The organism is Streptococcus mitis (assembly GCF_003942685.1).
GTDB classification, from domain to species: Bacteria; Bacillota; Bacilli; order Lactobacillales; family Streptococcaceae; genus Streptococcus; species Streptococcus mitis_CD.
The window spans coordinates 76,967-101,050 of sequence record NZ_RJNR01000002.1 but is presented as its reverse complement, the minus strand read 5'-3'; the positions used below and the strand labels follow the sequence as shown (position 1 = coordinate 101,050).

General features: G+C 38.7%; 24 protein-coding genes. 17 read left to right on the top strand and 7 right to left on the bottom strand.

Translation table 11 applies throughout. The annotated features are described in order from the left end of the window. Positions 1-56 precede the first annotated feature (56 nt). Complete coding sequence (locus tag D8855_RS02310) at positions 57-983, top strand: bifunctional riboflavin kinase/FAD synthetase (RefSeq protein ID WP_125415783.1); 927 nt, start codon at positions 57-59, stop codon at positions 981-983. Positions 984-1,065: 82 nt separating this feature from the next. Here the strand turns inward: D8855_RS02310 and D8855_RS02305 are convergent, their stop codons facing one another. The 3 genes from D8855_RS02305 to D8855_RS10735 are packed head-to-tail and all read right to left on the bottom strand — an operon-like array spanning position 1,066 to position 2,915. After that, a complete protein-coding gene (locus D8855_RS02305; RefSeq protein WP_033681714.1) occupies positions 1,066-1,881 on the bottom strand; it encodes a TIGR03943 family putative permease subunit in 816 nt (271 codons plus the stop codon). Then, positions 1,878-2,783: a permease gene (locus D8855_RS02300; RefSeq protein ID WP_033681715.1), complete on the bottom strand. Its 906-nt coding sequence runs from the start codon at positions 2,781-2,783 to the stop codon at positions 1,878-1,880. Before D8855_RS02300 ends, D8855_RS02305 begins: the two co-directional genes overlap by 4 nt. After that, positions 2,784-2,915, bottom strand: coding sequence for an SPJ_0845 family protein (locus D8855_RS10735; RefSeq protein WP_004234728.1), 132 nt, complete (start codon positions 2,913-2,915; stop codon positions 2,784-2,786). A 155-nt stretch (positions 2,916-3,070) separates the two neighbouring features. Here D8855_RS10735 and D8855_RS02290 point away from each other — a divergent pair, with 155 nt between their 5' ends. The 12 genes from D8855_RS02290 to D8855_RS02235 all read left to right on the top strand — a co-directional run bounded on the left by D8855_RS02290 (position 3,071) and on the right by D8855_RS02235 (position 14,160). After that, positions 3,071-3,451: a PBECR3 domain-containing polyvalent protein gene (locus D8855_RS02290; RefSeq protein WP_125415781.1), complete on the top strand. Its 381-nt coding sequence runs from the start codon at positions 3,071-3,073 to the stop codon at positions 3,449-3,451. A 474-nt stretch (positions 3,452-3,925) separates the two neighbouring features. Further along, positions 3,926-6,055: a Tex family protein gene (locus D8855_RS02285; protein ID WP_125415778.1), complete on the top strand. Its 2,130-nt coding sequence runs from the start codon at positions 3,926-3,928 to the stop codon at positions 6,053-6,055. After that, positions 6,042-6,491, top strand: coding sequence for a SprT family protein (locus D8855_RS02280; RefSeq protein ID WP_125415775.1), 450 nt, complete (start codon positions 6,042-6,044; stop codon positions 6,489-6,491). The genes D8855_RS02285 and D8855_RS02280 overlap by 14 nt, the downstream gene beginning before the upstream one ends. A gap of 58 nt (positions 6,492-6,549) precedes the next feature. Continuing rightward, positions 6,550-6,822, top strand: coding sequence for a PspC domain-containing protein (locus D8855_RS02275; protein ID WP_033685104.1), 273 nt, complete (start codon positions 6,550-6,552; stop codon positions 6,820-6,822). A gap of 372 nt (positions 6,823-7,194) precedes the next feature. Continuing rightward, complete coding sequence (locus tag D8855_RS02270; protein ID WP_125415771.1) at positions 7,195-7,953, top strand: ABC transporter ATP-binding protein; 759 nt, start codon at positions 7,195-7,197, stop codon at positions 7,951-7,953. A gap of 1 nt (position 7,954) precedes the next feature. Next, the gene (locus tag D8855_RS02265; RefSeq protein WP_125415768.1) at positions 7,955-9,943 is read left to right on the top strand and encodes an ABC transporter permease; all 1,989 of its coding nucleotides are present in this window, start codon (positions 7,955-7,957) and stop codon (positions 9,941-9,943) included. A gap of 302 nt (positions 9,944-10,245) precedes the next feature. Continuing rightward, positions 10,246-10,554, top strand: a complete 309-nt coding sequence (locus D8855_RS02260) for a TIGR04197 family type VII secretion effector (protein ID WP_004269706.1) — start codon at positions 10,246-10,248, stop codon at positions 10,552-10,554. Then, positions 10,547-10,888, top strand: coding sequence for a hypothetical protein (locus tag D8855_RS02255; RefSeq protein ID WP_004269707.1), 342 nt, complete (start codon positions 10,547-10,549; stop codon positions 10,886-10,888). The genes D8855_RS02260 and D8855_RS02255 overlap by 8 nt, the downstream gene beginning before the upstream one ends. After that, entirely contained in the window at positions 10,878-12,344 is a 1,467-nt protein-coding gene (locus D8855_RS02250; RefSeq protein ID WP_125415765.1) for a hypothetical protein, read from the top strand. Before D8855_RS02255 ends, D8855_RS02250 begins: the two co-directional genes overlap by 11 nt. A gap of 9 nt (positions 12,345-12,353) precedes the next feature. Beyond that, a complete protein-coding gene (locus tag D8855_RS02245; protein ID WP_042751257.1) occupies positions 12,354-13,016 on the top strand; it encodes a DUF443 domain-containing protein in 663 nt (220 codons plus the stop codon). A gap of 72 nt (positions 13,017-13,088) precedes the next feature. Then, the gene (locus D8855_RS02240) at positions 13,089-13,766 is read left to right on the top strand and encodes a DUF443 family protein (protein WP_004269710.1); all 678 of its coding nucleotides are present in this window, start codon (positions 13,089-13,091) and stop codon (positions 13,764-13,766) included. A gap of 103 nt (positions 13,767-13,869) precedes the next feature. Beyond that, positions 13,870-14,160, top strand: a complete 291-nt coding sequence (locus D8855_RS02235) for a DUF4176 domain-containing protein (protein WP_004269711.1) — start codon at positions 13,870-13,872, stop codon at positions 14,158-14,160. 338 nt (positions 14,161-14,498) lie between these two features. Here D8855_RS02235 and D8855_RS02230 read toward each other — a convergent pair whose 3' ends face one another. Beyond that, entirely contained in the window at positions 14,499-15,194 is a 696-nt protein-coding gene (locus D8855_RS02230) for a VIT1/CCC1 transporter family protein (protein WP_025173172.1), read from the bottom strand. A 230-nt stretch (positions 15,195-15,424) separates the two neighbouring features. Between D8855_RS02230 and D8855_RS02225 the strand changes: the two genes are divergently transcribed. Genes D8855_RS02225 through ftsY form a run of 3 tightly spaced genes read left to right on the top strand, consistent with a single transcriptional unit; the run spans position 15,425 to position 18,327 of the window. After that, complete coding sequence (locus D8855_RS02225; RefSeq protein WP_042751256.1) at positions 15,425-16,216, top strand: Cof-type HAD-IIB family hydrolase; 792 nt, start codon at positions 15,425-15,427, stop codon at positions 16,214-16,216. Further along, positions 16,216-17,034, top strand: coding sequence for a Cof-type HAD-IIB family hydrolase (locus tag D8855_RS02220; RefSeq protein ID WP_049491725.1), 819 nt, complete (start codon positions 16,216-16,218; stop codon positions 17,032-17,034). The genes D8855_RS02225 and D8855_RS02220 overlap by 1 nt, the downstream gene beginning before the upstream one ends. 3 nt (positions 17,035-17,037) lie before the next feature. After that, the gene (ftsY, locus tag D8855_RS02215) at positions 17,038-18,327 is read left to right on the top strand and encodes a signal recognition particle-docking protein FtsY (RefSeq protein WP_125415762.1); all 1,290 of its coding nucleotides are present in this window, start codon (positions 17,038-17,040) and stop codon (positions 18,325-18,327) included. Between the two features lie 42 nt (positions 18,328-18,369). On the opposite strand, the gene zwf is transcribed toward ftsY, so the two are convergent. The 3 genes from zwf to D8855_RS02200 form a co-directional block, all read right to left on the bottom strand. Further along, positions 18,370-19,857, bottom strand: a complete 1,488-nt coding sequence (gene zwf / locus D8855_RS02210) for a glucose-6-phosphate dehydrogenase (protein WP_023936218.1) — start codon at positions 19,855-19,857, stop codon at positions 18,370-18,372. Between the two features lie 150 nt (positions 19,858-20,007). Then, complete coding sequence (locus D8855_RS02205; RefSeq protein WP_001096315.1) at positions 20,008-20,748, bottom strand: amino acid ABC transporter ATP-binding protein; 741 nt, start codon at positions 20,746-20,748, stop codon at positions 20,008-20,010. Then, on the bottom strand, positions 20,748-22,913 hold the full coding sequence (locus D8855_RS02200) for an ABC transporter substrate-binding protein/permease (RefSeq protein WP_125415760.1): 2,166 nt from the start codon (positions 22,911-22,913) through the stop codon (positions 20,748-20,750). The genes D8855_RS02205 and D8855_RS02200 overlap by 1 nt, the downstream gene beginning before the upstream one ends. Positions 22,914-23,086: 173 nt before the next feature. Between D8855_RS02200 and D8855_RS02195 the strand changes: the two genes are divergently transcribed. Beyond that, positions 23,087-24,040 (top strand): CPBP family intramembrane glutamic endopeptidase, encoded by a 954-nt coding sequence (locus D8855_RS02195; RefSeq protein ID WP_125416014.1) that lies wholly within the window; start codon positions 23,087-23,089, stop codon positions 24,038-24,040. Positions 24,041-24,084 lie beyond the last annotated feature (44 nt).

Genomic DNA, 24,084 nt, shown 5'->3' with positions numbered 1-24,084 from the left:
ACGACATTTGGGATTTCCTTTTAGCGAAAAGGCTTTCTCTATGATATAATAGTTTCATGATTACAACAGTACCTATAAAAAATGAAAAAGACATTGCAGTACCTGATAAAACAGTTCTTGTATTAGGCTATTTTGACGGTATTCATAAAGGACATCAGAAACTTTTTGAAGTAGCCAACAAGGCTTCTATGAAAGATTATCTTCCAGTTGTCGTGATGACCTTTACAGAGTCCCCTAAGCTCGCATTACAGCCTTATAAGCCAGAATTAATGCTTCATATTGTCAGCCATGAAGAACGAGAACATAAGATGAAGTGGCATGGAGTAGAGGCTCTTTTCTTACTTGACTTTAGTAGTAAATTTGCTAGTTTAACGGGTCAAGAGTTCTTTGATACCTATGTTAGAGCTTTAAAACCAGCGATTATTGTAGCAGGATTTGATTACACGTTTGGTTCTGATAAGAAAACTGCAGATGATTTGAAAGACTATTTTGATGGAGAAATCATCATTGTTCCGCCCGTTGAGGATGAAAAGGGGAAAATTAGTTCTACTCGTATTCGTCAAGCTATTCTTGACGGAGATGTCAGAGAAGCTGGTCATTTACTTGGCACTCCTCTACCATCACGTGGAATGGTTGTTCATGGCAATGCTCGTGGACGGACTATCGGTTATCCAACAGCCAATCTAGTCCTAAGAGATCGAACTTATATGCCAGCAGATGGTGTCTACGTAGTTGATGTCGAAGTGCAGCGTAAAAGATATCGTGGAATGGCGAGTGTCGGGAAAAATGTTACTTTCGATGGAGAAGAGCCACGTTTTGAAGTCAATATTTTTGATTTTTCAGATGATATTTACGGTGAAACAGTTATTGTCTACTGGCTAGACCGTGTCCGTGAAATGGTCAAATTTGACTCTGTTGAAGAACTGGTAGATCAACTCCAGAAAGATGAAGAAATTGCTCGGAATTGGAAGGATGGAGAGTAGGAAATCGGAGTTTTATATAAAATCATCCATACTTTAGATCTTATTTCTAAATAGAAAAAGTAGCCCTTTCTAGGCTACTTTTTTAAAACACTCGATACACGTAGGGATTTTCTGGTTTATCGACTTTGGTAAAGCTGTCAATTTCCAAGGTTGGGAGGTTTTGTTTAAGTTCTTTATGGTAGTGATTGACCAGTTTTCCTTTGGCTGTAATCCAGGTGTTATTTTCATACTGTCGGGTATTTCCCTTGGTCAGCAATCCATAGACACCTGAATCTGCGATACAGTGGATAATGCCGAAGCGGAACAAAAATTGACTATTGGCATGACTGGGGTCGTTATAGACAAAGCCTGTGAACTGGACTGTCTTGCCCTCAAATTCATCTGGATAGTCGTAGATAGCCTCCATGACCTCCATATAGTTTTCGTTGGTGATCTGAATACTATCTTGGGACAAGTATTTATCCGCCGCCGTTCGCATCTCCTTTTCATAGGCTGATTTTGAAAAGTAAGAACTGGTATCTGGTTTCAAATATTGGCTTGTCGTCCCTTCACTCGTCTGAATGGCTTGATCCGTTCCTTCCGATAGGGGGAAATGATAGCCTTTAGCTGAAACGGTCTGAGAATCCAAGCTAACAGTTGGAAAAGTTAAGCCAACGACAATTGGAATAGCCAGAAGAGCAATACTAGTTCCTTTAGCTAATCGGCTATTCAGATGACTATGGGTTTTGACTTGCTTCATCCAAATATACAGTTGAACAATTGCCAAAATAAAGGAAAGTACCATGGAAATATAGGCCAGATAGGAATAGTGCATGTTGATGTACTGGTTTAATTTGCCCGACAGATGGAGATAAATGGTCAGTTCAAAATAGCCAGTTAAAACTAAAAATCGAATCATAGGATGACTCCAATCAAGAGAGAATACACTAAGACGACAAGAGTCACAATCGTTATGAAGTGACTGATAAATCGTGCTTTCAAGTAATTTTTCATCATGAGAATATTTTTGATATCCAGCATTGGGCCAATCACGAGAAAGGCCAGAACTGGTGCCAAGCCGAAACTTGAGAGAAGAGAAGCACCGATAAAGGCATCCGCCTCACTGCAGAGAGAGAGAAGAAAGGCCAAAAGCATCAAGAGCAAGATGGCAAAAAGAGGGGTTGCGCTGATAGAAGTCAGAATACGAGTCGGAACATAGACCTGTATCATAGAGGCAAAAAGACAGCCAAATACCAAATAGCGTCCCATATCAAAAAACTCATCAATTGCTTGCACAAAGACTTGAAAAACTTTTTTTGCAGGACTCAAGTGAGAAAAATTGTGCTCATGACAAGCCAAACGATTTTCTTTTTGAATCGGTTCTTGCCAGAAAAATCCAAGAAAAATCCCAAGTATCACAGCTACAAGAATGGAGCCCAGAGCTCGTAACAGAGCGATATGGAAGGAGTTGCCAAAGGCAGAATAGGTCGCAAAGAGAACAATAGGATTGATAACAGGTGCTGTCACAAGAAAGGGAACGGCCGTGTAACTGGGAACCTTTTTTTCCAGGAAACGATTGATAATGGGGACGATTCCACATTCACAAGAGGGAAAAAGTATCCCCACGAAGGTGCCAAAAAAGATTCTCCCCCAACGATTTCGAGGGAGAAAATGATAAACCTTGTCAGGTGTGATATAGACCTCAATTAGTCCTGAAACAATACTTCCTATCAGAACGAAGGGTAGGGCTTCAATGATTATAGAGAGAAAAATAGCCCCAGTCTGAAGCACACTCGATGGGAGTTGTTGGAAAGCAGTCATCTAGTTTTTCTTTTCTGCTTTGGCTTTTTTCTCTTTGTCATCGGGGAAAGTAACTTGTTTCAAATCAGGGAGTTTCGCAAACTCTTCAAACATCTTGTCTAAGTCGTCCGTTTTTGTAAATTTTACAGCCATAGGTGTACCTCGATTCTAAATTCTACCTCTATTATACTATTATTTTGAGGAAAAGGGAAAAGTTAAAATTGAGTATCTAACGAATAATAGAGCGTGATATTTCCTAATATACACTATGATTGTAATATAATAATTGTGGAATAATGGAGGAAATGATGGAACACGAAAAAATCGGTCAGGTTACCGATGAAGTAAAAGAAATTTTTGATATCGTTCTTGAAGCGAGCCACATAAAGGTCAACAAAGACGGTTTGAGAAGCCATATGATAAAACGCCATCACAATGATGTGATTCATCATATTGAAGACCTGGAACTCATACTAAGGAACCCAGATTTCGTCGACATCAATCCACGAGAGAAAGACACCAGTTTTGAATATGTTAAAAGATTTGATGATAATGTTCTTGTTGCCATCAAGTTACATAAAAGTGGAGATTTCTTTTATGTTCCGACCATGTATCGCTTACAAGATTTCAAGTTACAAAGTCGTATCAAGTCTGGTAGATTGAGAAAACTTGACAAAAAAAGTAGATAGTGCTAGAATAACATTAACGAAAGACATTTGAGGGCAGAAAGGTTCCTGCCGCACCTTGAAAAAGGTATCTGAGATGCTGGGTACACCGACCAGCCAAGTGTCCGTTATTTCAAATGAGGGGCTTGAATGCTCCTTTTTTATTTAAAATTTCAAAATAGATTACACCCACCGCAGGCTCAGACTTTCGGTTTTTTATTTCTCAAAAACACGCATTTTGAACGATTAGAAACAGAAATTACAATCCTATTCTTCAAAAAAGCGTTTTCTTGAAGAATAGGGAGGTAGAATCGTGGCGCATTATTGTCAAAAATAAAAACAGTGCAATTAATCACTGATCCTTTTGTAAACTATTAGAATTAAATTGTAATCTTCTCAATAAATAGAATATTGAAATGAAGGAAATTTATTCACCAACTTATGTTTTAAAATTGTAAGAGCTAATTTGAAACGTTTAGCTTGTGGTATAATAGATTCATGGATAAAAAATATGAAAAAATCTCCCAGAATTTGGGAGTGACTTTAAAGCAAATTGATACCGTTCTAAGTTTGACAGCTGAAGGGGCGACTATTCCCTTCATCGCGCGTTACCGCAAGGACATGACTGGTAGTCTGGATGAGGTGGCGATTAAGGCCATTATTGACTTGGATAAAAGTATGACCAACCTCAACGACCGTAAGGAAGCTGTTTTAGCTAAGATTCAAGAACAAGGCAAGTTGACCAAGGAGTTGGAAGAAGCTATCTTAGCAGCCGAAAAATTAGCAGACGTAGAAGAACTCTATCTTCCATACAAGGAAAAGCGTCGAACCAAGGCAACCATTGCTCGTGAAGCTGGACTCTTTCCTCTTGCTCGCTTAATCTTGCAGAATGTAGCGGACTTAGAGAAAGAGGCTGAAAAGTTTGTCTGTGAAGGATTTGCGACTGGTAAGGAAACCTTGGCTGGTGCAGTTGATATCTTGGTTGAAGCCTTATCGGAAGATGTGACCTTGCGTTCCATGACTTATCAGGAGGTGCTGAGACACTCTAAACTCACTTCTCAAGTCAAGGATGAAAGTCTTGATGAAAAGCAGGTTTTTCAGATTTATTATGATTTTTCTGAGACAGTTGGGAACATGCAGGGTTATCGTACCTTGGCTCTCAATCGTGGGGAGAAGCTAGGTGTCTTGAAGGTCGGTTTTGAACATGCGACGGACCGTATTCTTGCCTTCTTTGCAGCTCGTTTCAAGGTGAAAAATGCCTACATAGATGAAGTAGTTCAGCAATCTGTTAAGAAAAAGGTCTTGCCTGCTATCGAGCGTCGTATTCGGACAGAATTAACTGAGAAAGCAGAAGAAGGAGCTATCCAACTCTTTTCTGACAACCTGCGCAATCTGCTCTTGGTTGCTCCACTGAAAGGGCGCGTGGTTTTAGGATTTGACCCTGCCTTTCGTACAGGTGCAAAGCTAGCTGTCGTTGATGCAACTGGGAAAATGCTGACAACACAGGTCATTTATCCTGTTAAACCAGCATCAGCTCGTCAAATCGAAGAAGCCAAGAAAGATTTGGCAGATTTGATTGGTCAATACGACGTGGAAATTATTGCCATCGGAAATGGAACGGCTAGTCGTGAAAGTGAAGCCTTTGTAGCGGACGTTCTTAAAGAGTTTCCAGAAGTCAGCTATGTCATTGTTAATGAAAGTGGTGCTTCGGTCTATTCTGCCAGCGAACTTGCTCGTCAGGAGTTTCCGGACTTAACCGTTGAAAAACGCTCTGCCATCTCTATCGCACGTCGTTTGCAAGATCCTCTTGCAGAATTGGTCAAAATCGATCCTAAGTCAATCGGTGTCGGTCAGTATCAGCACGATGTTAGCCAGAAAAAATTGTCTGAAAGTCTGGACTTTGTCGTGGATACCGTGGTCAACCAAGTCGGTGTCAATGTCAATACAGCCAGCCCAGTCCTCCTTTCCCACGTTGCTGGACTTAATAAAACCATTTCTGAAAATATTGTCAAATACCGTGAGGAAGAAGGAAAAATCACTTCACGCGCTCAAATCAGGAAGGTTCCTCGTCTGGGAGCCAAGGCTTTTGAACAGGCCGCTGGTTTCCTCCGTATCCCTGAAAGTAGCAATATCCTTGACAATACAGGGGTTCACCCAGAAAATTACGCTGCTGTCAAGGAACTTTTCAAACGCTTGGATATCAAAGACTTGAATGAAGAGGCCCAAAGCAAACTCAAGTCCCTTTCAATCAAAGATATGGCGCAAGAGCTAGACCTTGGTCCTGAAACTCTTAAAGATATCATTGCAGATCTTCTCAAACCAGGTCGAGACTTCCGTGATTCCTTTGACGCACCTGTGCTTCGCCAAGATGTCCTAGATATCAAAGACTTAGTGGTTGGGCAGAAGTTAGAAGGAGTAGTGCGTAATGTCGTTGACTTCGGTGCTTTTGTTGATATCGGAATTCATGAGGATGGCTTGATTCACATATCCCATATGAGTCGCAAATTTATCAAACATCCTAGCCAAGTGGTGTCCGTCGGAGATTTGGTTACCGTTTGGGTTAAGAAAATCGATACTGAACGTGAAAAAGTCAATCTGTCGCTCCTAGCTCCAAATGAAACTGACTGATTATGTTAAGCAGGTTTCGTTAGAAGATTTCGGAAGACCTTTTAGCCATCATGCCCAATGGAATTCTCGTCTGCGAACGACAGGTGGTCGATTTTTCCCAAAGGATGGGCATTTGGATTTTAATCCCAAGGTTTATCAGGAACTAGGTTTGGATGTTTTTAGGAAGATTGTCCGCCATGAACTCTGTCATTATCACCTCTATTTTCAAGGGAAGGGTTATCAACACAAGGATCGGGAATTTAAGGAACTTTTGAAAGCAGTGGATGGGTTACGCTTTGTACCAACCTTGCCAAATAGAAACTCCAAGCCAATCAAGCTCTATCGTTGCCAATCCTGCCAGCAAAGTTATCAGCGCAAGCGTAGGATTGATACCAAACGCTATCGTTGTGGACTTTGTCGAGGAAAGTTGCTACTAGTAAATCAGCCTGAGGACTGATGAAAGTCTAGACTATCCGTGATATACTATGTCTAACCTAGCAGAAAGAGGAAATATCATGAATAGTAAATTTTATAAAATGAGACGAAATCGCATGATTTCAGGAGTTCTGGCAGGCCTTTCAGACAAGTGGAACTTTGATGTCACTCTTGTTCGTTTCTTGTTTGCCATTTTTACAGTTGCAAACTTTGGACTTGGCGTGATTATCTATATCATACTAGCTTCTATCATGCCAACCAAGGAAGAAATCGAAGCAGAAATGTACGGAACAGGCCCACGAAAACGCAAAGAAGCCCAAGCTATTGAAGAAAATGATGGATGGTTTTGGTGAGGTAGAAACAGTTATTTTACTGTTAGTCTATGAATTCGACTAATCTATTTTAAAATTTTTGAACCCTTGTATCTGCGAGGGTTTTCTTCTTACTTTCTTTTTATGGTAAAATATTTTTAATGAACTGGGTACATTTCCCCCAATCTTACAAAAATGTAAGATTAAAGTCCTTTTTGTAAGGTTAAGTTATGGCAAGCAGTCTTTTTTTGATGTAAACTAGACTCATAAAGAACAAAGGAGTAACATCATGAAACAAATCTTACATAAGAAAACTAGAAAACCAAGCCATAAAGATATCGAGCGTGTTCAGCTGGGATGCGCTATGATGCAAGCGACATTTCATTTGATGGGATATTAAGAAAGGAGATTCTCATGACACTTTTAGATGTAAAACACGTTCAAAAAATTTATAAAACCCGTTTTCAGGGCAACCAAGTAGAAGCCCTCAAGGATATTCACTTTACCGTGGAAAAGGGTGACTATGTTGCCATCATGGGTGAGTCTGGTTCTGGTAAATCAACTCTTCTCAATATCCTAGCTATGCTGGACAAACCAACTCGTGGGCAGGTTTACCTGAATGGAACTGACACAGCAACCATTAAAAATTCACAAGCTTCTAGCTTCCGTCGTGAAAAGCTAGGATTTGTCTTCCAAGACTTTAACTTGCTAGATACTCTGTCTGTCAAGGACAATATCTTGCTTCCCCTTGTCTTATCAAGAAGACCGATTACGGAGATGATGAAAAAATTGGTGATGACAGCTGAGAATCTAGGCATCAACCAATTGCAAGAGAAGTACCCTTACGAGATTTCAGGAGGGCAGAAACAGCGTGTAGCAGTAGCCCGTGCCATCATCACAGAGCCTGAAATTCTTCTTGCAGACGAACCGACAGGAGCTCTTGATTCCAAGTCATCTGCAGCCTTACTGGATGTTTTTGACGAAATCAATGAGCGTGGGCAAACCATTCTCATGGTGACTCACTCAACGGCAGCGGCTAGCAGGGCCAAACGTGTACTCTTTATCAAAGACGGCATTCTTTACAACCAAATCTACCGTGGAGAGAAGACAGAGCGTCAGATGTTCCAAGAAATCTCTGATACCTTGACTGTCATGGCAAGCGAGGTGAATTAGTATGTTTCGATTAACCAATAAGTTAGCGGTATCGAACTTGATTAAAAACCGCAAACTCTACTATCCCTTTGCGCTGGCTGTTCTATTGGCAGTCACCGTCACCTATCTCTTTTACTCCCTAACCTTCAATCCCAAGATTGCGGAAATCCGTGGAGGTGAAACGATTCAAGCTACACTTGGATTTGGTATGTTTGTCGTCACCCTTGCGTCAGCTATTATTGTCCTCTATGCCAATAGTTTTGTTATGAAAAACCGTTCCAAGGAACTGGGGATTTATGGCATGTTGGGTTTGGAGAAGCGTCATCTGATCAGTATGTCCTTTAAAGAGTTGGTGCTATTTGGAATTCTAACTGTTGGTGCAGGTATCGGTATTGGAGCCTTGTTTGACAAGTTGATTTTCGCTTTCCTACTCAAACTGATGAAATTGAAGGTAGAACTGGTCGCTACCTTCCAGATGAAAGTTGTCATTTCAGTGCTAGTTGTCTTTGGATTGATTTTCCTAGGCCTCATGTTCCTGAATGCCCTTCGAATCGCCCGTATGAATGCTCTCCAGCTCTCTCGTGAGAAAGCTAGTGGTGAGAAAAAAGGTCGCTTCCTACCTCTCCAAACTATTCTTGGTTCCATTAGTTTAGGAATTGGCTATTATCTTGCCCTTACGGTAAAAGATCCTCTCACAGCCCTAACAACTTTCTTCCTAGCTGTTTTGCTGGTTATAATTGGAACCTATCTCTTGTTTAATGCAGGGATTACCGTTTTCCTACAAATTTTAAAGAAAAACAAACAATACTATTACCAACCAAATAATCTTATCTCAGTGTCTAATTTGATTTTCCGTATGAAGAAAAATGCGGTTGGACTAGCAACTATAGCTATTTTATCAACAATGGTTTTGGTAACCATGTCTGCAGCGACTAGTATTTTCAATGCCTCAGAAAGCTTTAAAAAAGTTCTAAATCCTCATGAATTTGGGGTTTCAGGGCAAAATGTTGAAAAAGAAGATTTGGACAAACTCTTGAGCCAGTTTGCAAGTGATAAAGGTTATAAGATAAAAGAGAAAGAAGTGCTTCGTTACACTTACTTTGGTGTTGCGAACCAAGAAGGAACCAAGTTAACCCTTTTTGAAAAAGGACAAAATCGTGTTCAACCTACAACAGTTTTCATGGTATTTGACCAAAAAGATTATGAAAATATGACTGGTCAAAAACTGTCTCTATCAGGAAATGAGGTCGGACTCTTTGCAAAGAATGAGGGAGTTAAAGGACAAAAGGCTCTAACTCTAAATAACCATCAATTTTCTGTCAAAGAAGAATTTAATACAGATTTCATTGTCAACCATGTCCCAAATCAGTTTAATATTTTGACTGCTGATTACAATTACCTTGTTGTACCTAATTTGCAAGCCTTTTTGGACCAATTCCCAGATTCGGCTATCTATAATCAGTTTTACGGTGGCATGAATGTAAATGCCAGCGAAGAAGAACAACTCAAGGTTGCTGAAGAATATGATAAATACCTCAATCAATTTAATGCTCAATTAAACAAGGAAGGTAGCTATGTTTATGGTAGCAATCTAGCAGATGCTAGTGCTCAGATGAGTGCCCTCTTTGGTGGTGTCTTCTTTATCGGTATTTTCCTATCCATTATCTTTATGGTCGGAACCGTTCTAGTCATCTACTACAAACAAATTTCTGAAGGCTACGAAGACCGTGAACGCTTTATTATCTTGCAGAAAGTCGGTTTAGATCAAAAGCAAATCAAGCAAACCATCAACAAACAAGTTTTAACTGTTTTCTTCCTTCCTTTGCTTTTTGCCTTCATACATCTAGCCTTTGCCTACCATATGCTTAGTCTGATTTTAAAAGTAATTGGTGTAATAGATACGAATATGATGTTGATTGTGACCTTGTCTATCTGCGCTATCTTCCTCATCGCCTATGTCTTGATTTTTATGATTACTTCTAGAAGCTATCGCAAGATTGTGCAAATGTAAAAAAGATACCTCGATATATACTGACCCCCAAAAGTTAGACAATTAATTTATCCAAAGGATTTAGTTCTGTATTGTACAGGTCTAAGTCTTTTTAGTTTGGCTTTGATTCGTTTGTTATAGAAAAATATAGTTAATAATTGCTTTATTAATTTTTTAAAGAACTGCAATTTCTAGTGAAATAACAATGTATTGCCAATTTCAAAATTTTGAGGTTGTATTCAATCATATTTGGAGAATATTAAAATATTTTTAAATTTTTATGATATAATCATGATAGTTAAATATTTTAGAGGAACCCGATAATGAGTGAAATAAAAAGTGTAACATCTTTAGCTGTTCAAAGAGCAACGGCGATTGCAAAAGCTACAGAAAGTCTTGCTAATCTTATAGCAATTGAAAAAGATAATCAGACAACTGTAGCGGGGAATGTAAAAGCTTCCTCTGCAATTGATTTAGCGCAAACTACTGCGAGTCAAATTGGTAATGTATTATCAGCGATGTCAACGAATATTCATAATCTTTCTTCAGCTTTTCATGCTATGGATCAGAAAGTAGCAAACCAATTGTCACGCATTGACGATGCTAGCACGAGGTTTACGTTAAATGGTTAATCGTGATATCATTAATTTAGAGTTATCACTCAAACAAAGAGAAGAATCTCTAAAAGTAAAGAAACGTCATCTATACATTGTACGAGATGAATATGATCAACTTACTAAAAAAAGTAAATTCTTTTTTAGTGAAGTTGCAGAGTTGATGAGTAAATCTGACGATAGTTATTATTTTAAAGATTTAGAATCACAACATCTCCAGGCATCGCAAAAACTTCAAACCTATTTTCAAGAACAGGAAGAGTTACTTAAACAGTCACAAAAACTATTAGAAGTTGATAAAGAACAATTGAAACAATTAGAAAGAGAGGTGAGAGAAAAAAATGGGGGTTGATATGTATTTATGGAAATCCAAGAATCAGGCAAGTAGTACATCAAGAGCACTACAGAATCAAAATCAAGCCTATCAATCTTTACAGAAGGCTCTTAATGATTTTTCATCAAACAGTGGAGATTTATCTGGTTTAGCTTATGATTCTGCAAAAGTTTATTGTAGTCAAATATTGATTCCATTAACAAAAGCTTGCATTTTATTAAATGAGGAAATAGAAAAAGCAACATTGAGTCTTCCGGATAAATTCATTAGTGAAGTGGATAGTGTAAGTTTAAGAGAAGATGAGTTGCGTCAAAAAATTGCGCAAGCACATAAAAGTATTGTTTACTATCAGAAACTACGAAACATGGAATATCGTGTGGAACAACCAGACTATTTTTTTATTAATAGTTTAACAGAACATATTGAGATTCAACAGAAAGTCAAACAAAAATTGGAGGATAAGCTTCAAAAACTTTTGACATTTCATAATTCATCATCAGGTCTTTTTTCAAATATAGATGGTCTTTATCAAGTAGTAAGGCAAGGGTTATTTCAAGCAAAAAGCTCTTGGAATGAAGAAACAAAAACATTTGTAATTCCACCTCAAGAGGAATTGATGTGGGTTAAACAGGTCCACGAGTCTTGGGGAAGACGATTGGACAAAGAAAAGTTGAAATCAGGAGAGGGATTAACAATAGAGGACATTGAAGCTTTACTTACCTATGCTCGGTCCCATCCAGAAGAGTTAGTTTCACCTGAGTTGATTCAGCAATTAAAAAGTGCATTAGAGTTAGTTCGAGAGAATTATGATAAAAATAGCACGCAGTTTGACTTACTTGCAACTATAATTGAGCAACTTGGAATAGGGGTTCAACGTTTTGGTGGTTTAGCTACTATTTTAGAAGGAATTAAAGGCCCTAGTACATTTGCTTTAAACGGAGCCTCAACTTCATTTGTTTTAGTTAAACAAACTGGTATAGGTCAAGCTTTGGTTCAAAAAGGTACAAATATAGCGAACTGGGGCAAATGGGGTGGCCGTTCCTTAATGGGAATTGGCTTTGGTCTTGGAATGTATGATGATATTGTTAACAAAGATAAAAGTATTGGTCAGGCAGTTGTGCATAATGGTTTGTCAACAGGGATTGGTTTTGGAGCTGCGGAGCTAACTACAGTAGCTTTAGGAGCATTTTTGGGAAGTAATCCTGTTGGTTGGGCTGCTGTTGGTGTAGCGACTGCATCATTTGCTATTGGAGTTGGAGTTACTTGGTTGTTTAATAAAGCCTATGAAAATAACTTTTTAGGGCTTAAAGATGGTTTAGACACTACAGGGGCATTTTTGGATGATGTAGGGAAAAACGTAGGTCAGGCAATATCAAATAGTGTTGAAAGTGCAAAAAATTGGGCCAGTGAGATGGTAAGTGATGTAGGAAATGCCATTTCAGGTGGGCTAAGTGCCCTTAACCCCTTTGACTAATGAGAAATGATGGAAAAAATTCGTTTTACTTATGGAAATTTTCGTTATTTAGTATTTGAATTCAATCATCAATACTATTTACTTGATAGAAGACCATGTCATTTGAGAGGATATCTTTTTCCACCTATAAATTGGCTTTTCTTTCAACATGTGTATCCCATTACATCGGATGAGTACTGTAAAATAAAAGAAAAAACTGGACGTGCTACAAAACTCACTGTTTCAGCTTCTCTCGGTGCTGGGCTGAGTATCTTTTTATATAATTGGTTACGGGTTAACAAGATTGATATCACTAAGTATTTTGAAACGAATCTTTCAAGTTTTACGAAAGTGGCACTCTTTTTAATGACTTTTCTTTTAACATATGTTCTGGTTGAATTATTTTACTATTCTCGGAAAAGAAGGATGGCCTTCTTGATAGGGCACGAACTTAGGCATTTACAATATTATAAAATTACGCCAGTAAAAATTGACTTTAAACAATTGCTAGGATTTATAGTGGTTATTGGTGGGCTAGCATTTTTTATGCCAATGTATTATTTCTACTCAGGTAACTTACTTTTTGGCTTAATGGCCAATGCAATCATCTTTCTATATTTGTCGGCTTCTAATGTTGCATTTGGAACTGAAAGCCATCACTTATATAAAATAAATGATAAAAAACTAAAATAAGATGTAGCCGATATCAAGATACTCCTCATAGCTTGGGAAAACTCATGTTTTCTTAGATTAGTAAGGATTAAAATGCAAAAAATAAAATTATATTATAAAGGGAATTTTCGATACCTATTATTTCATTATCAGGGGAAACAGTATCTATTAGATAGATCTCCTAAACATTTTCTCGGATATTTCTGTTTGCCTTTAAACTGGTATTTTTATCAGAAAGTTTATGCTATCTCAGATGAAGAACTTTTTAAAATCGAAGAAAAAAACTCTAAGGCGAGCAAATTTATCCTTCCAACATCATTAGCTGCAGGATTGGCAGTTTTTGTGAATGCCTGGGCTCGTATGAATCATATTGATTTATTTGCCAACTTTTATGTGAATTTTTCGATAGTAACTAGTTTGCTTTTAGTAGTTATTGGTTTATTATTGTCTTTTAGTTTGCTTCAGCTTTTATATTCTAAAAAGAAAAAAAGTTTGGAGGAATTACTTAATAGATCATTGGAACAATCTATTTATTTTAAGATAAAACCAGTAAATTCATCGCGTTTTTACGTAAAAATGCTTCTTTTACGAGTATGTTTCTTTGCTTTAGCTCTTATATTTGCCTTAGCTTTTATTTATATAAAAAATGTTGCCATGCTTTTGATAATGATTTTAACAATGTTCATTTCTCTAGCAACCATAAATGTTGCCTTTGCACCTGGAGAAGAACGGGAATATGAGATAGTTGATGTTTTATCAAAGTTGAAATAAAATGTTGTTTTACCTAAATTCAGTGCTATATTTTTTATATTATTGAGATTTATTATTTAAAAAAATAAAATTATCACTTAAATATCGAAAGGAAGAAAAGATTATGTTACCTATTGGAAGTATTGTTTATTTAAAAGATGGAACCCGTAAAATTATGATTCTTAATCGGGGAGCTTTCATTGACAATGATGGAGAAAAAGTAATTTTTGATTATTCAGGATGCATATACCCAGTAGGGCTTGATGCTGAACAAATTTTATATTTTAATAAAGAAAATATTGATAAAGTTCTTTTTAAAGGTTACAGTGATAACGAAGAGGAACGATATCAAGAACTTTATAGTCAGTGGCTCTTAGAAAATGAGAATAATTTTCAAAGGGGCAAGGTCGATTAATAGATTAGCTTCCGTTGAAGCGTTTATCTCTTATAATAGGAGTCGATTTGACATTATTGAGAATACTATCACTTTTAATGATTGATGTTATTGATTAAAATAATTGCAAATAAAGTAAATAACTTTCAACTATTCAGGCGGATGATTTTTTCTGGTAACGTTATAAAATCTTAGAAGACATCAAAACGTTATTAGAAAAACACACATTATAGAATCATTGTCTACGATTGTAGATATAATAAAAGAGAGAATCAAGTTTCTCTCTTTTATTATATCTAAGTAGATGTGAATCTTTTATTTTGTAGGTAGTGCAATTTCATTTAGATATTTCTTATATACTAAATGCTGAAAAGTTGTCCTAGCAGAAAGGTAACTCCCATAGTTAAGAGACCAATAGCAAGGTTCCGAATCATAGCTGTTTTGGTAGGTGCTTTTCCAAGTTTGGCACTAGTGTAACCAGTGAGAAGAAGGGCCACACCGACGATAAGGACGGTAGCAGGGATGCGGTATTCACTTGGGAAAATGGTAATTGAAAGCATTGGTGGTAAGCTACCAAGGAAAAAAGAAATAAAGCTAGAGATAGCAGCATGCCAAGGATTGGTAAACTCTTCATACTCAATCCCATATTTTTCCTCTACCAAAGCCTTGAGCGGATTTTTAAGAAAGGCCTTGTTGGTGAGAAGTTGGGCTGATGTTTCACACTCGCCATTTTGGATATAGGCAGCATAGAGAGATTTTTTAGCTAGTTCCATATCTTGGTCTAGCAAGAGTTGCTCACGCGCAACGGCTGCTTCCTCAGTATCTTTTTGAGTTGAAACGGACACATATTCTCCACCTGCCATCGAAAAGGCACCGGCCAAAATAGCCGCAAATCCTGATAAAAAGATAATCCATATATTGCTCGTAGCACTGGCAACCCCAATAACCACACCAGCGATGGAAATAATCCCATCATTAGCACCAAGAACACCCGCACGCAGGATATTTAAACGACCTGCAAAATTTGAATCGATTTCGTGATTTGTTTCTGACATACTATTCTCCTTTTTATCCAGTATAAAGGAAAGAGGTAATGAAATCAATCTTTTAAAAGTATCTGAAAAAAGTTGCACGATTTTAATTTTACGAGCTTTTTTAAAAGTTAGAAACACCACTAGCTAGTAGAGAAGGATAAAAGAGATGCAAAGCTGATAGACTCGTCCTTTTTCTAGTTATCTATGGTATAATAGGAGGTAGATTTACTAATCGGAGTAAGAAAGATTTTATGATTAAACTAGTAGCAACGGATATGGACGGAACCTTCCTAGATGAGAATGGACGTTTTGATATGGACCGCCTCAAGTCCCTTTTAGCTTCTTACAAGGAAAAAGGGATTTACTTTGCGGTGGCTTCAGGGCGCGGATTTCTATCTCTAGAAAAATTATTTGCTGATGTTCGTGATGACATTATTTTCATCGCGGAAAATGGCAGTTTGGTAGAATATCAAGGTCAGGACTTGTATGAAGCGACTATGTCTCGTGAGTTTTATCTATCAACTTTTGAAATGCTGAAAACTTCACCTTATGTAGATATCAATAAACTGCTCTTGACGGGAAAAAAGGGAGCTTATGTTCTAGATACGGTTGATGAGACCTATTTAAAAGTGAGCCAGCACTATAATGAAAATATCCAAAAAGTAGCGAGTCTGGAAGATATTACAGATGACATTTTCAAATTTACAACCAACTTCACAGAAGAAACGCTAGAAGCTGGGGAGGCTTGGGTCAATGAAAATGTCCCTGGTGTTAAGGCTATGACAACTGGTTTTGAATCCATTGATATTGTTCTGGACTATGTTGATAAGGGTGTGGCCATTGTTGAATTAGTTAAAAAACTTGGTATCACAATGGATCAGGTCATGGCTTTTGGAGACAATCTAAATGACTTGCATATGATGCAGGTTGTGGGACATCCTGTAGCTCCTGAAAATGCACGACCAGAAATTTTAGAATTAGCAGAGACTGTGATTGGTCACCATAAGGACCAGTCGGTTATAGCTTATATGGAGGGCTTATAATGGCAGATATAAAATTGATTGCATTGGACTTGGACGGGACCTTGCTGACTACTGATAAAAGGTTGACGGATCGTACCAAGGCAACTTTGAAAGTTGCGCGTGATCGTGGTATCAAGGTCGTATTGACAACTGGTCGTCCCTTAAAAGCTATGGATTTCTTTCTCCATGAGCTAGGGACTAATGGTCGGGAAGATGAGTATACCATTACTTTTAATGGTGGTTTGGTTCAGAAAAATACAGGTGAAATCCTTGATAAAACAGTCTTTTCATATGATGATGTGGCACGCTTGTATGAGGAAACAGAGAAATTATCACTGCCTCTTGATGCCATCTCAGAAGGAACTGTTTATCAAATTCAATCAGACCAAGAAAGTCTTTATGCCAAATTCAATCCAGCTTTGACTTTTGTTCCAGTGGACTTTGCAGACTTATCTAGTCAAATGACTTATAATAAATGCGTGACCGCCTTTGCTCAAGAACCCTTGGATGCAGCTATTCAGAAGATTTCTCCAGAATTGTTTGACCAATATGAAATCTTTAAATCACGTGAAATGTTGCTAGAGTGGTCACCAAAGAATGTTCATAAAGCAACAGGTTTGGCAAAACTAATCAGCCATCTAGGAATCGACCAAAGCCAAGTTATGGCTTGTGGCGACGAGGCCAATGACCTCTCTATGATTGAATGGGCAGGGCTCGGTGTTGCCATGCAAAACGCTGTTCCTGAAGTTAAGGCAGTCGCAAATGTGGTAACTCCAATGACCAATGATGAAGAGGCTGTCGCCTGGGCTATCGAAGAATATGTGCTAAAGGAGAACTAAGATATGGGATTATTTGACCGTCTATTCGGAAAAAAAGAAGAACCTAAAATCGAAGAAGTTGTAAAAGAAGCTCTGGAAAATCTTGATTTGTCTGAAGATGTTGAGCCTGCCTTAACAGAAGCTGAGGAAGTTCCTCAAGAAGAAGCAGAGGTTGAAAGTTCTGAAGAAGTTGTGTTTGAAGAAGAGGAAATCCAAGACACAGTTGAAGAAAGTCTGGATTCAGAGCCAGTTGTAGAAGTTTCTCAAGAAGAAGTCGAAGAATTGCCAAACTCAGAAGAAGTCACAGAGGAAGAGAATACTGAGCTCCTAGAGACTGTAGAAGGAAATAGTTCTGAAGTTCTTGAAGAAGAAACGCCTCAAGTAGAAGAGACTGTTCAGGAAAAATATGACCGCAGTCTTAAGAAAACTCGTACAGGATTCGGTGCTCGCTTGAACGCCTTCTTTGCCAATTTCCGCTCTGTTGACGAAGAATTCTTCGAGGAACTGGAAGAACTACTGATCATGAGTGACGTTGGTGTCCAAGTCGCTTCTAACTTAACAGAGGAGCTACGCTACGAAGCCAAGCTCGAAAACGCCAAGAAACCTGACGCCCTTCGCCGTGTCATCATTGAGAAATTGGTTGAGCTTTATGAAAAGGATGGCAACTACGATGAAAGTATCCACTTCCAAGATGACTTGACAGTCATGCTCTTTGTAGGGGTCAATGGCGTTGGGAAAACAACTTCTATCGGAAAACTAGCCCACCGCTATAAACAAGCTGGTAAGAAGGTCATGCTAGTTGCAGCAGATACCTTCCGTGCAGGTGCAGTTGCTCAGTTAGCTGAATGGGGCCGTCGTGTGGGTGTTCCAGTAGTAACTGGACCTGAAAAAGCTGACCCAGCCAGTGTAGTCTTTGATGGCATGGAACGTGCCGTAGCGGAAGGTATTGATATTCTCATGATTGATACCGCTGGTCGTCTGCAAAACAAGGACAACCTCATGGCTGAGCTAGAAAAGATTGGTCGTATTATCAAACGTGTTGTGCCCGAAGCTCCGCATGAAACTTTCTTAGCACTTGATGCATCAACAGGTCAAAATGCCCTGGTACAGGCCAAAGAATTTTCAAAAATCACGCCATTAACTGGAATTGTCTTGACTAAGATTGATGGAACTGCTCGAGGTGGTGTTGTTCTAGCTATCCGTGAAGAACTCAACATTCCTGTAAAACTGATTGGATTTGGTGAAAAAATCGATGATATTGGAGAGTTTAACTCAGAAAACTTTATGAAGGGTCTCTTGGAAGGCTTAATCTAATCAGAAGTAAAAATCCTGCAAGACAATCTTGCAGGAAATTTTTTATTCTAGTCTACCATCTTGACGATAGGCGATATCTGGTTGCCAAGTCCATTTGGCATCGAATTTTTCAAGTAAGTCAAAGCTGGCTTGAGGTCCCATGCTTCCAGCTTTATAATCATGAAGTGGGGCACCATTTTCAGCCCAGAGCTCTTCGATACGGTCAATCAACTTCCATGACGCACCAACTTCATCCCAGTGGCTAAAGTTAGTTGAGTTGTTGTTTAGGACATCATAAATCAATTTCTCGTATGGTTCTGGAGAAGCACCAGTTGCGGTCGCATCTGTACGGTAATCAAGTGAGTTAGGAGCCAAGTTAAATTCTTCTCCTACTTGTTTCCCATTTAGGCTAAGAGAGAAGCCTTCTGTTGGTTGGATATAGATGGTCAAAATGTTTGGAGCAAGTGGTTCTCCAAAGATAGAATCCATTTGTTTAAAGACGATGTTGACATGAGTTCCTTTTTCAGTCAGACGTTTACCAGTACGGAAGAAGAAAGGAACGCCACGGAATCGATCGCTGTTTACAAAGAAGGCACCAGATGCAAAGGTTTCAGTTGTTGATTCTGGATTTACATTTGGCTCGCTACGATAAGAGATATATTTCATGCCATCAATCTTACCAGAGCGGTATTGACCACGGATAAAGTGTTCTTTAAGCTCTTCATCTGTTGGATGATAGAGGTTTTTAAAGACCTTAATCTTTTCGGCACGAATCTCGTCTTTTGTGAAGCTTGCTGGCTTGTCCATGGCAAGGAGAGAAAGAAGTTGTAGTGTATGGTTTTGTACCATGTCGCGGAGGGCACCAGATTGGTCATAGTAGCCACCACGTTCTTCTACACCCAAGCGCTCTGCAAAAGTAATTTGAACATTATCGATAAAGTCCTTGTTCCAAACATTTTCAAAAATCAGGTTTGCAAAGCGAACTGCAAAGATACTTTGGATCATTTCCTTACCAAGATAATGGTCGATACGGAAAATTTGTTCTTCATCAAATGTTGCTAGGAGTTCGTCATTCAACTTGCTTGCAGTTGCGTAATCTGTACCAAATGGTTTTTCAACGATTAAGCGCTCAAAACCTTTACCATCCACAATGTTTTCAGACTTGAGGTGTTTTGCGATAGTACCAAAGAACTGAGGTGCCATAGACAAGAAGAAGAGCTTGTTGTGTTCAGCTTGGTACTTGTCATTTAGTTCAGCCTGCAATTGACGTAGAGCAATGTAGTGTTCTGTATCATTGACATCATGACTTTGATAGTAGAAGTGGCTAGCGAACTCTTGAGCCTGTTCGGTACTGTCTGCCAAATCAAGGATCGATTCAACCACTACAGATTCAAAATATTCCTTGCTCCAAGGACGACGGGCAGTTCCAATAACGGCAAAGTGCTTGGAAAGATTGCCGGATTTATATAGTCTAAAAAGGGAAGGGTAGAGCTTGCGTTTAGCCAGGTCTCCACTCGCACCGAAAATTGTAACAATAACCTTAGATGACATCTAGCTACCTAATTTCTATTTTTATTCCTAGTCTTGCTAGGTATGAGGAAATCTCATTTCATAAATTTAATTCTAACATAATTTTCCGAAAAATCAAAAAATCCAATACGAGATAGAAAAAAACTGCAAGGAAATCCTTACAGTTTGAGTTTAGACGTTTAAGACCTTGTCCAAGAACTCTTTCAGACGTGGGTGCTGTGGGTTATCAAAGATTTGATCAGGTGTTCCGTCTTCAAGGAATTCACCATCTGCAGTAAAGATAACGCGGTTGGCAACCTGACGAGCAAATCCCATCTCATGGGTTACGATAATCATGGTCATACCTTGCTCAGCCAATTCCTTCATAACGTTTAGTACGTCTCCGACCATCTCAGGGTCAAGGGCAGAAGTTGGTTCATCAAAGAGCATGATGTCTGGATTCATTGCTAGTCCACGAGCGATGGCCACACGTTGTTTTTGTCCCCCTGATAGGCTATCTGGGTTGGCATTAGCTTTATCTGCTAGACCAACCTTGTCAAGCAGCTCCATTCCCAATTTCTCAGCTTCTTCCTTAGTCATCAACTTGTGCTCAATAGGAGCAAAGGTAATGTTGTCCAATACAGACATGTGTGGGAAGAGGTTGAAGTGTTGGAAAACCATTCCAATATTTTCACGGACGTGGTCAACGTTGGTAGTTTTTTCAGTTAAGTCATAACCGTTCACAGTGATGTGACCACTCGTAACTTCTTCTAAAAGATTAAGGCTACGGAGGAAAGTTGACTTACCAGAACCTGAAGGACCAATGATACAAACAACATCTCCTTCATAGAACTTAGTCGTGATTCCTTTTAAAACCTCATTTTTTCCATAGTGCTTGTGTAAATCATTTACATCAATTTTTAGTTTTGCCATTAACGAATCCTCTTTTCTAAGCGTTTCGCTAGTCTAGTCAAAAGTGTGATAATTACAAGATAGAAGATAGCAAGGATTGCATACATCTTGAAACTTTGGTAGTTACGGGCGATGATAATCTTACCAGTTTGGAAGAGTTCAACCAAACCGATAGCAGATACGATGGTTGTATCTTTAAGAGCGATAACGAATTGGTTAACAAAGTTTGGCAACATCAATTTAGTTGCTTGTGGCAAGATAATCTTACGCATGGTTTTTCCATAAGAGATACCCAAGCTTCGGCTGGCTTCCATTTGACCAACCGGAACAGCCTGAATACCACCACGAACGATTTCAGCGATATAAGCCGCTGCATTGAGTGAGAGGGCGATAGTACCAGCTACGAAGTCGTTAATTGGACTTTGTTGGCCTGTGATAGACTCGATGAAGTTTGGAATTCCCCAGAAGATGAAGGCCGCAAGAATCATCAATGGAATACCACGGATAACGTCAACGAAAATCTCAGAAATCACACGAAGAGATTTGTAGGGGCTGACACTGAACATACCGAAGATAATCCCGATAACAATAGCAATAGCAAATGAGATAAGAGCTAGAGCAAGAGTGATACCAAGACCGCTAAGGAGTTGTTTGTAGTTGTTTTGAAGCAAGCCCCAGATAGTTGTCTCATCAACAGTACTTGTTGATGCAGATGAAGATTCGCTAGCTAGGTATTTATCAAGAATCTTTTGGAATTCTCCGTTTGCTTTAAGGTTTGCAAGTCCGTTATTGAACATTTCAATCAATTCTGGATTTGCTCCTTTTTTAACGGCAAAGGCTGTTTCACCGATTGGAGTTCCAGCGATTGGTGTTTTCAATTTTTGGCCTTGGCTGATAGAATATTTGAGAACAGGCTCATCATCCATAACGGCATCAATGGCACCAGTGTTTAAACTGTCATACATTGACGAACCATCAGCGAAGGTTTTGATTTTGTAACCGTATTTACTTTGATTTTCTGTTAGGAAGGTTTGAGAGGCAGTTCCGTTTTTAACACCAACTGTCTTTCCTTTTAAATCTTCATAAGAAGCAATGGTGCTTGATTCTTTGACACCAAGGATTGTATTAGCAGTGTAGTATGATTCTGAGAAGTCAAAAGTTGCCTTACGAGCATCTGTGACAGACATACCAGCAATGATACCATCAGCTTGACCAGCTTGGACAGCACTGATAGCTGCATCGAAACCAGGATTGGTAATTTCAATTTCAAAACCTTGGTCTTTAGCGATTGCCTTAATCAAGTCCATATCAATACCAGTAAATTGGTTGCTTGAGTTTTGGAACACAAATGGTGCAAAAGAAGAATCACTGGCAATGATGTATTTAGCTTTAACAGGAGTTGCTTTTAGACCAGCTGCAGTAGTTGTGGTTGGCACTGCTGAAGATGATGAAGCAGTCCATTTCTTGATGATTTTATCAAGACTACCATCTTTTTTCATTTCAGCCAAGGCTTGGTTAAATTCAGTCACCAGGTGCTCGTATTTGCTACCTTTTTTAACACCGAAAGCAAAGCTACCTACAGCTTCACCATCCATTTCAATATGGAGGTCTTGGCCTTGGTTAATGGCATACTCGATAACAGGTTTGTCATCCATCATGGCATCGATGGCACCAGCAGCCAAGCTGTTGTTCATCAAATCTCCAGTGTCAAATGTTTTAATAGTAAAGCCGTATTTGTCTTTGATTGTTTCAAGAAAACGTTGAGCAGCAGTTCCATTTTTAACACCAACAGTTTTACCTTTTAATTGGTCATACTGACTAATCTTGTGTGCCTTAGTAGTGGCAATGACAACTTTTGTATCATAGTAAGTATCAGACATGGTGAAAACTTTTTCACGTTCTGCAGTTTTTGTCATTCCTGCCATGATAGCGTCAGCTTGACCAGCTTGAACCGCATTTACCGCTGCATCAAATCCAGGATAGGACATCTGAATATTCCATCCTTTAATCTCAGCGACTTTGTTGATAATGTCAACATCAATTCCTTTATAAGTTTGATCTGAATCTTTAAACTCAAAAGGTGCATAGGCTGTGTCAGATACAATCTTAATCGTTTCTGCTTTCGCAATACCTAATGAGAAAATTGGGAATAAAATTAGCAAAAATGCTAGAAATTTTTTCTTCATTTTTAGTCTCCTTTTCCGAATATTTTCCCATTATATCAGAAAAAACAAAAAAATGCAAATCTAGGGACCTTTATGTTAGAAGATATAACATAAAAGCTCTTTATTTCTTTCTTGAACTGCTACCACAAAGTGCTATAATAATAGTATATAATGGAAGAAAAGAGGACGGAGATGTGAAGAACAAAAGAATTTTTAAAGACTTCCAAGCTTCTCAAATGCGGTTAAACCTCTACACAAGCCCCTTGTTAGCCTTTGCTTTTGTCTTTATAGGAGAGTTTGTGGCTTATACTTTATATGGTATTAGTTTGTTAGCTCTCATCGGACTTGCTAGAAATTTTGGAGAGGCTGGTCAAGTTTTTGCAATCTACTTGCAGACCTTGCAGCAGAGCTTGATGGATAAAACAAGTGACTTTCGTTTAATTTTAGAATTGCTGGCCTTTGGTTTTATACTTAACACTGTGTTCAGATGGACTAGAAAAGTTGAGAAGAGGCCTATTCGAACTTTAGGATTTTATAGAGAGAATTTCCTCAGCAATCTTCTGAAAGGATTTGGTCTAGGCCTGGCACTTTTTCTTCTGACCTTGTTAGGTTTAGTAGCCTTAGGTCAATATCGTTTTGAGTCCATTCACTTGAATCCTTATTCGCTTACCTTTGTTGTCTTTACTATCCCATTTTGGATTTTACAGGGGACAGCAGAAGAAGTGGTATCCCGTGCATGGCTCCTTCCTCAATTGGCCTCAAGAACCAATCTAAAACTTGCTGTTATTATATCTAGCCTGTTCTTTACCCTGCTTCATATGGGCAATTCTGGTCTAACACCACTATCTTTAGTAAATCTCTTTTTATTCGGAGTTGCCATGGCTCTTTACCTTCTCAAAACTGATACAGTTTGGGGTGTTGCGGGTATTCATGGAGCCTGGAATTTTGCTCAGGGAAATCTATTTGGGATTTTAGTTAGCGGTCAGCCGTCAGGAACATCGCTGATGACCTTTTTACCACAAGGTAATCAAGATTGGCTATCAGGTGGTTCTTTTGGGATAGAAGGATCTATCATGACAAGTCTGGTTTTGCTACTGCTGATTGTCTATCTCGCTTATCGATTAAAGAAAGAAAATGAAAGGATGTGACTTAGGTCCGTCCTTTTCTTCGTGAAAATGTTACAAGTATGCTA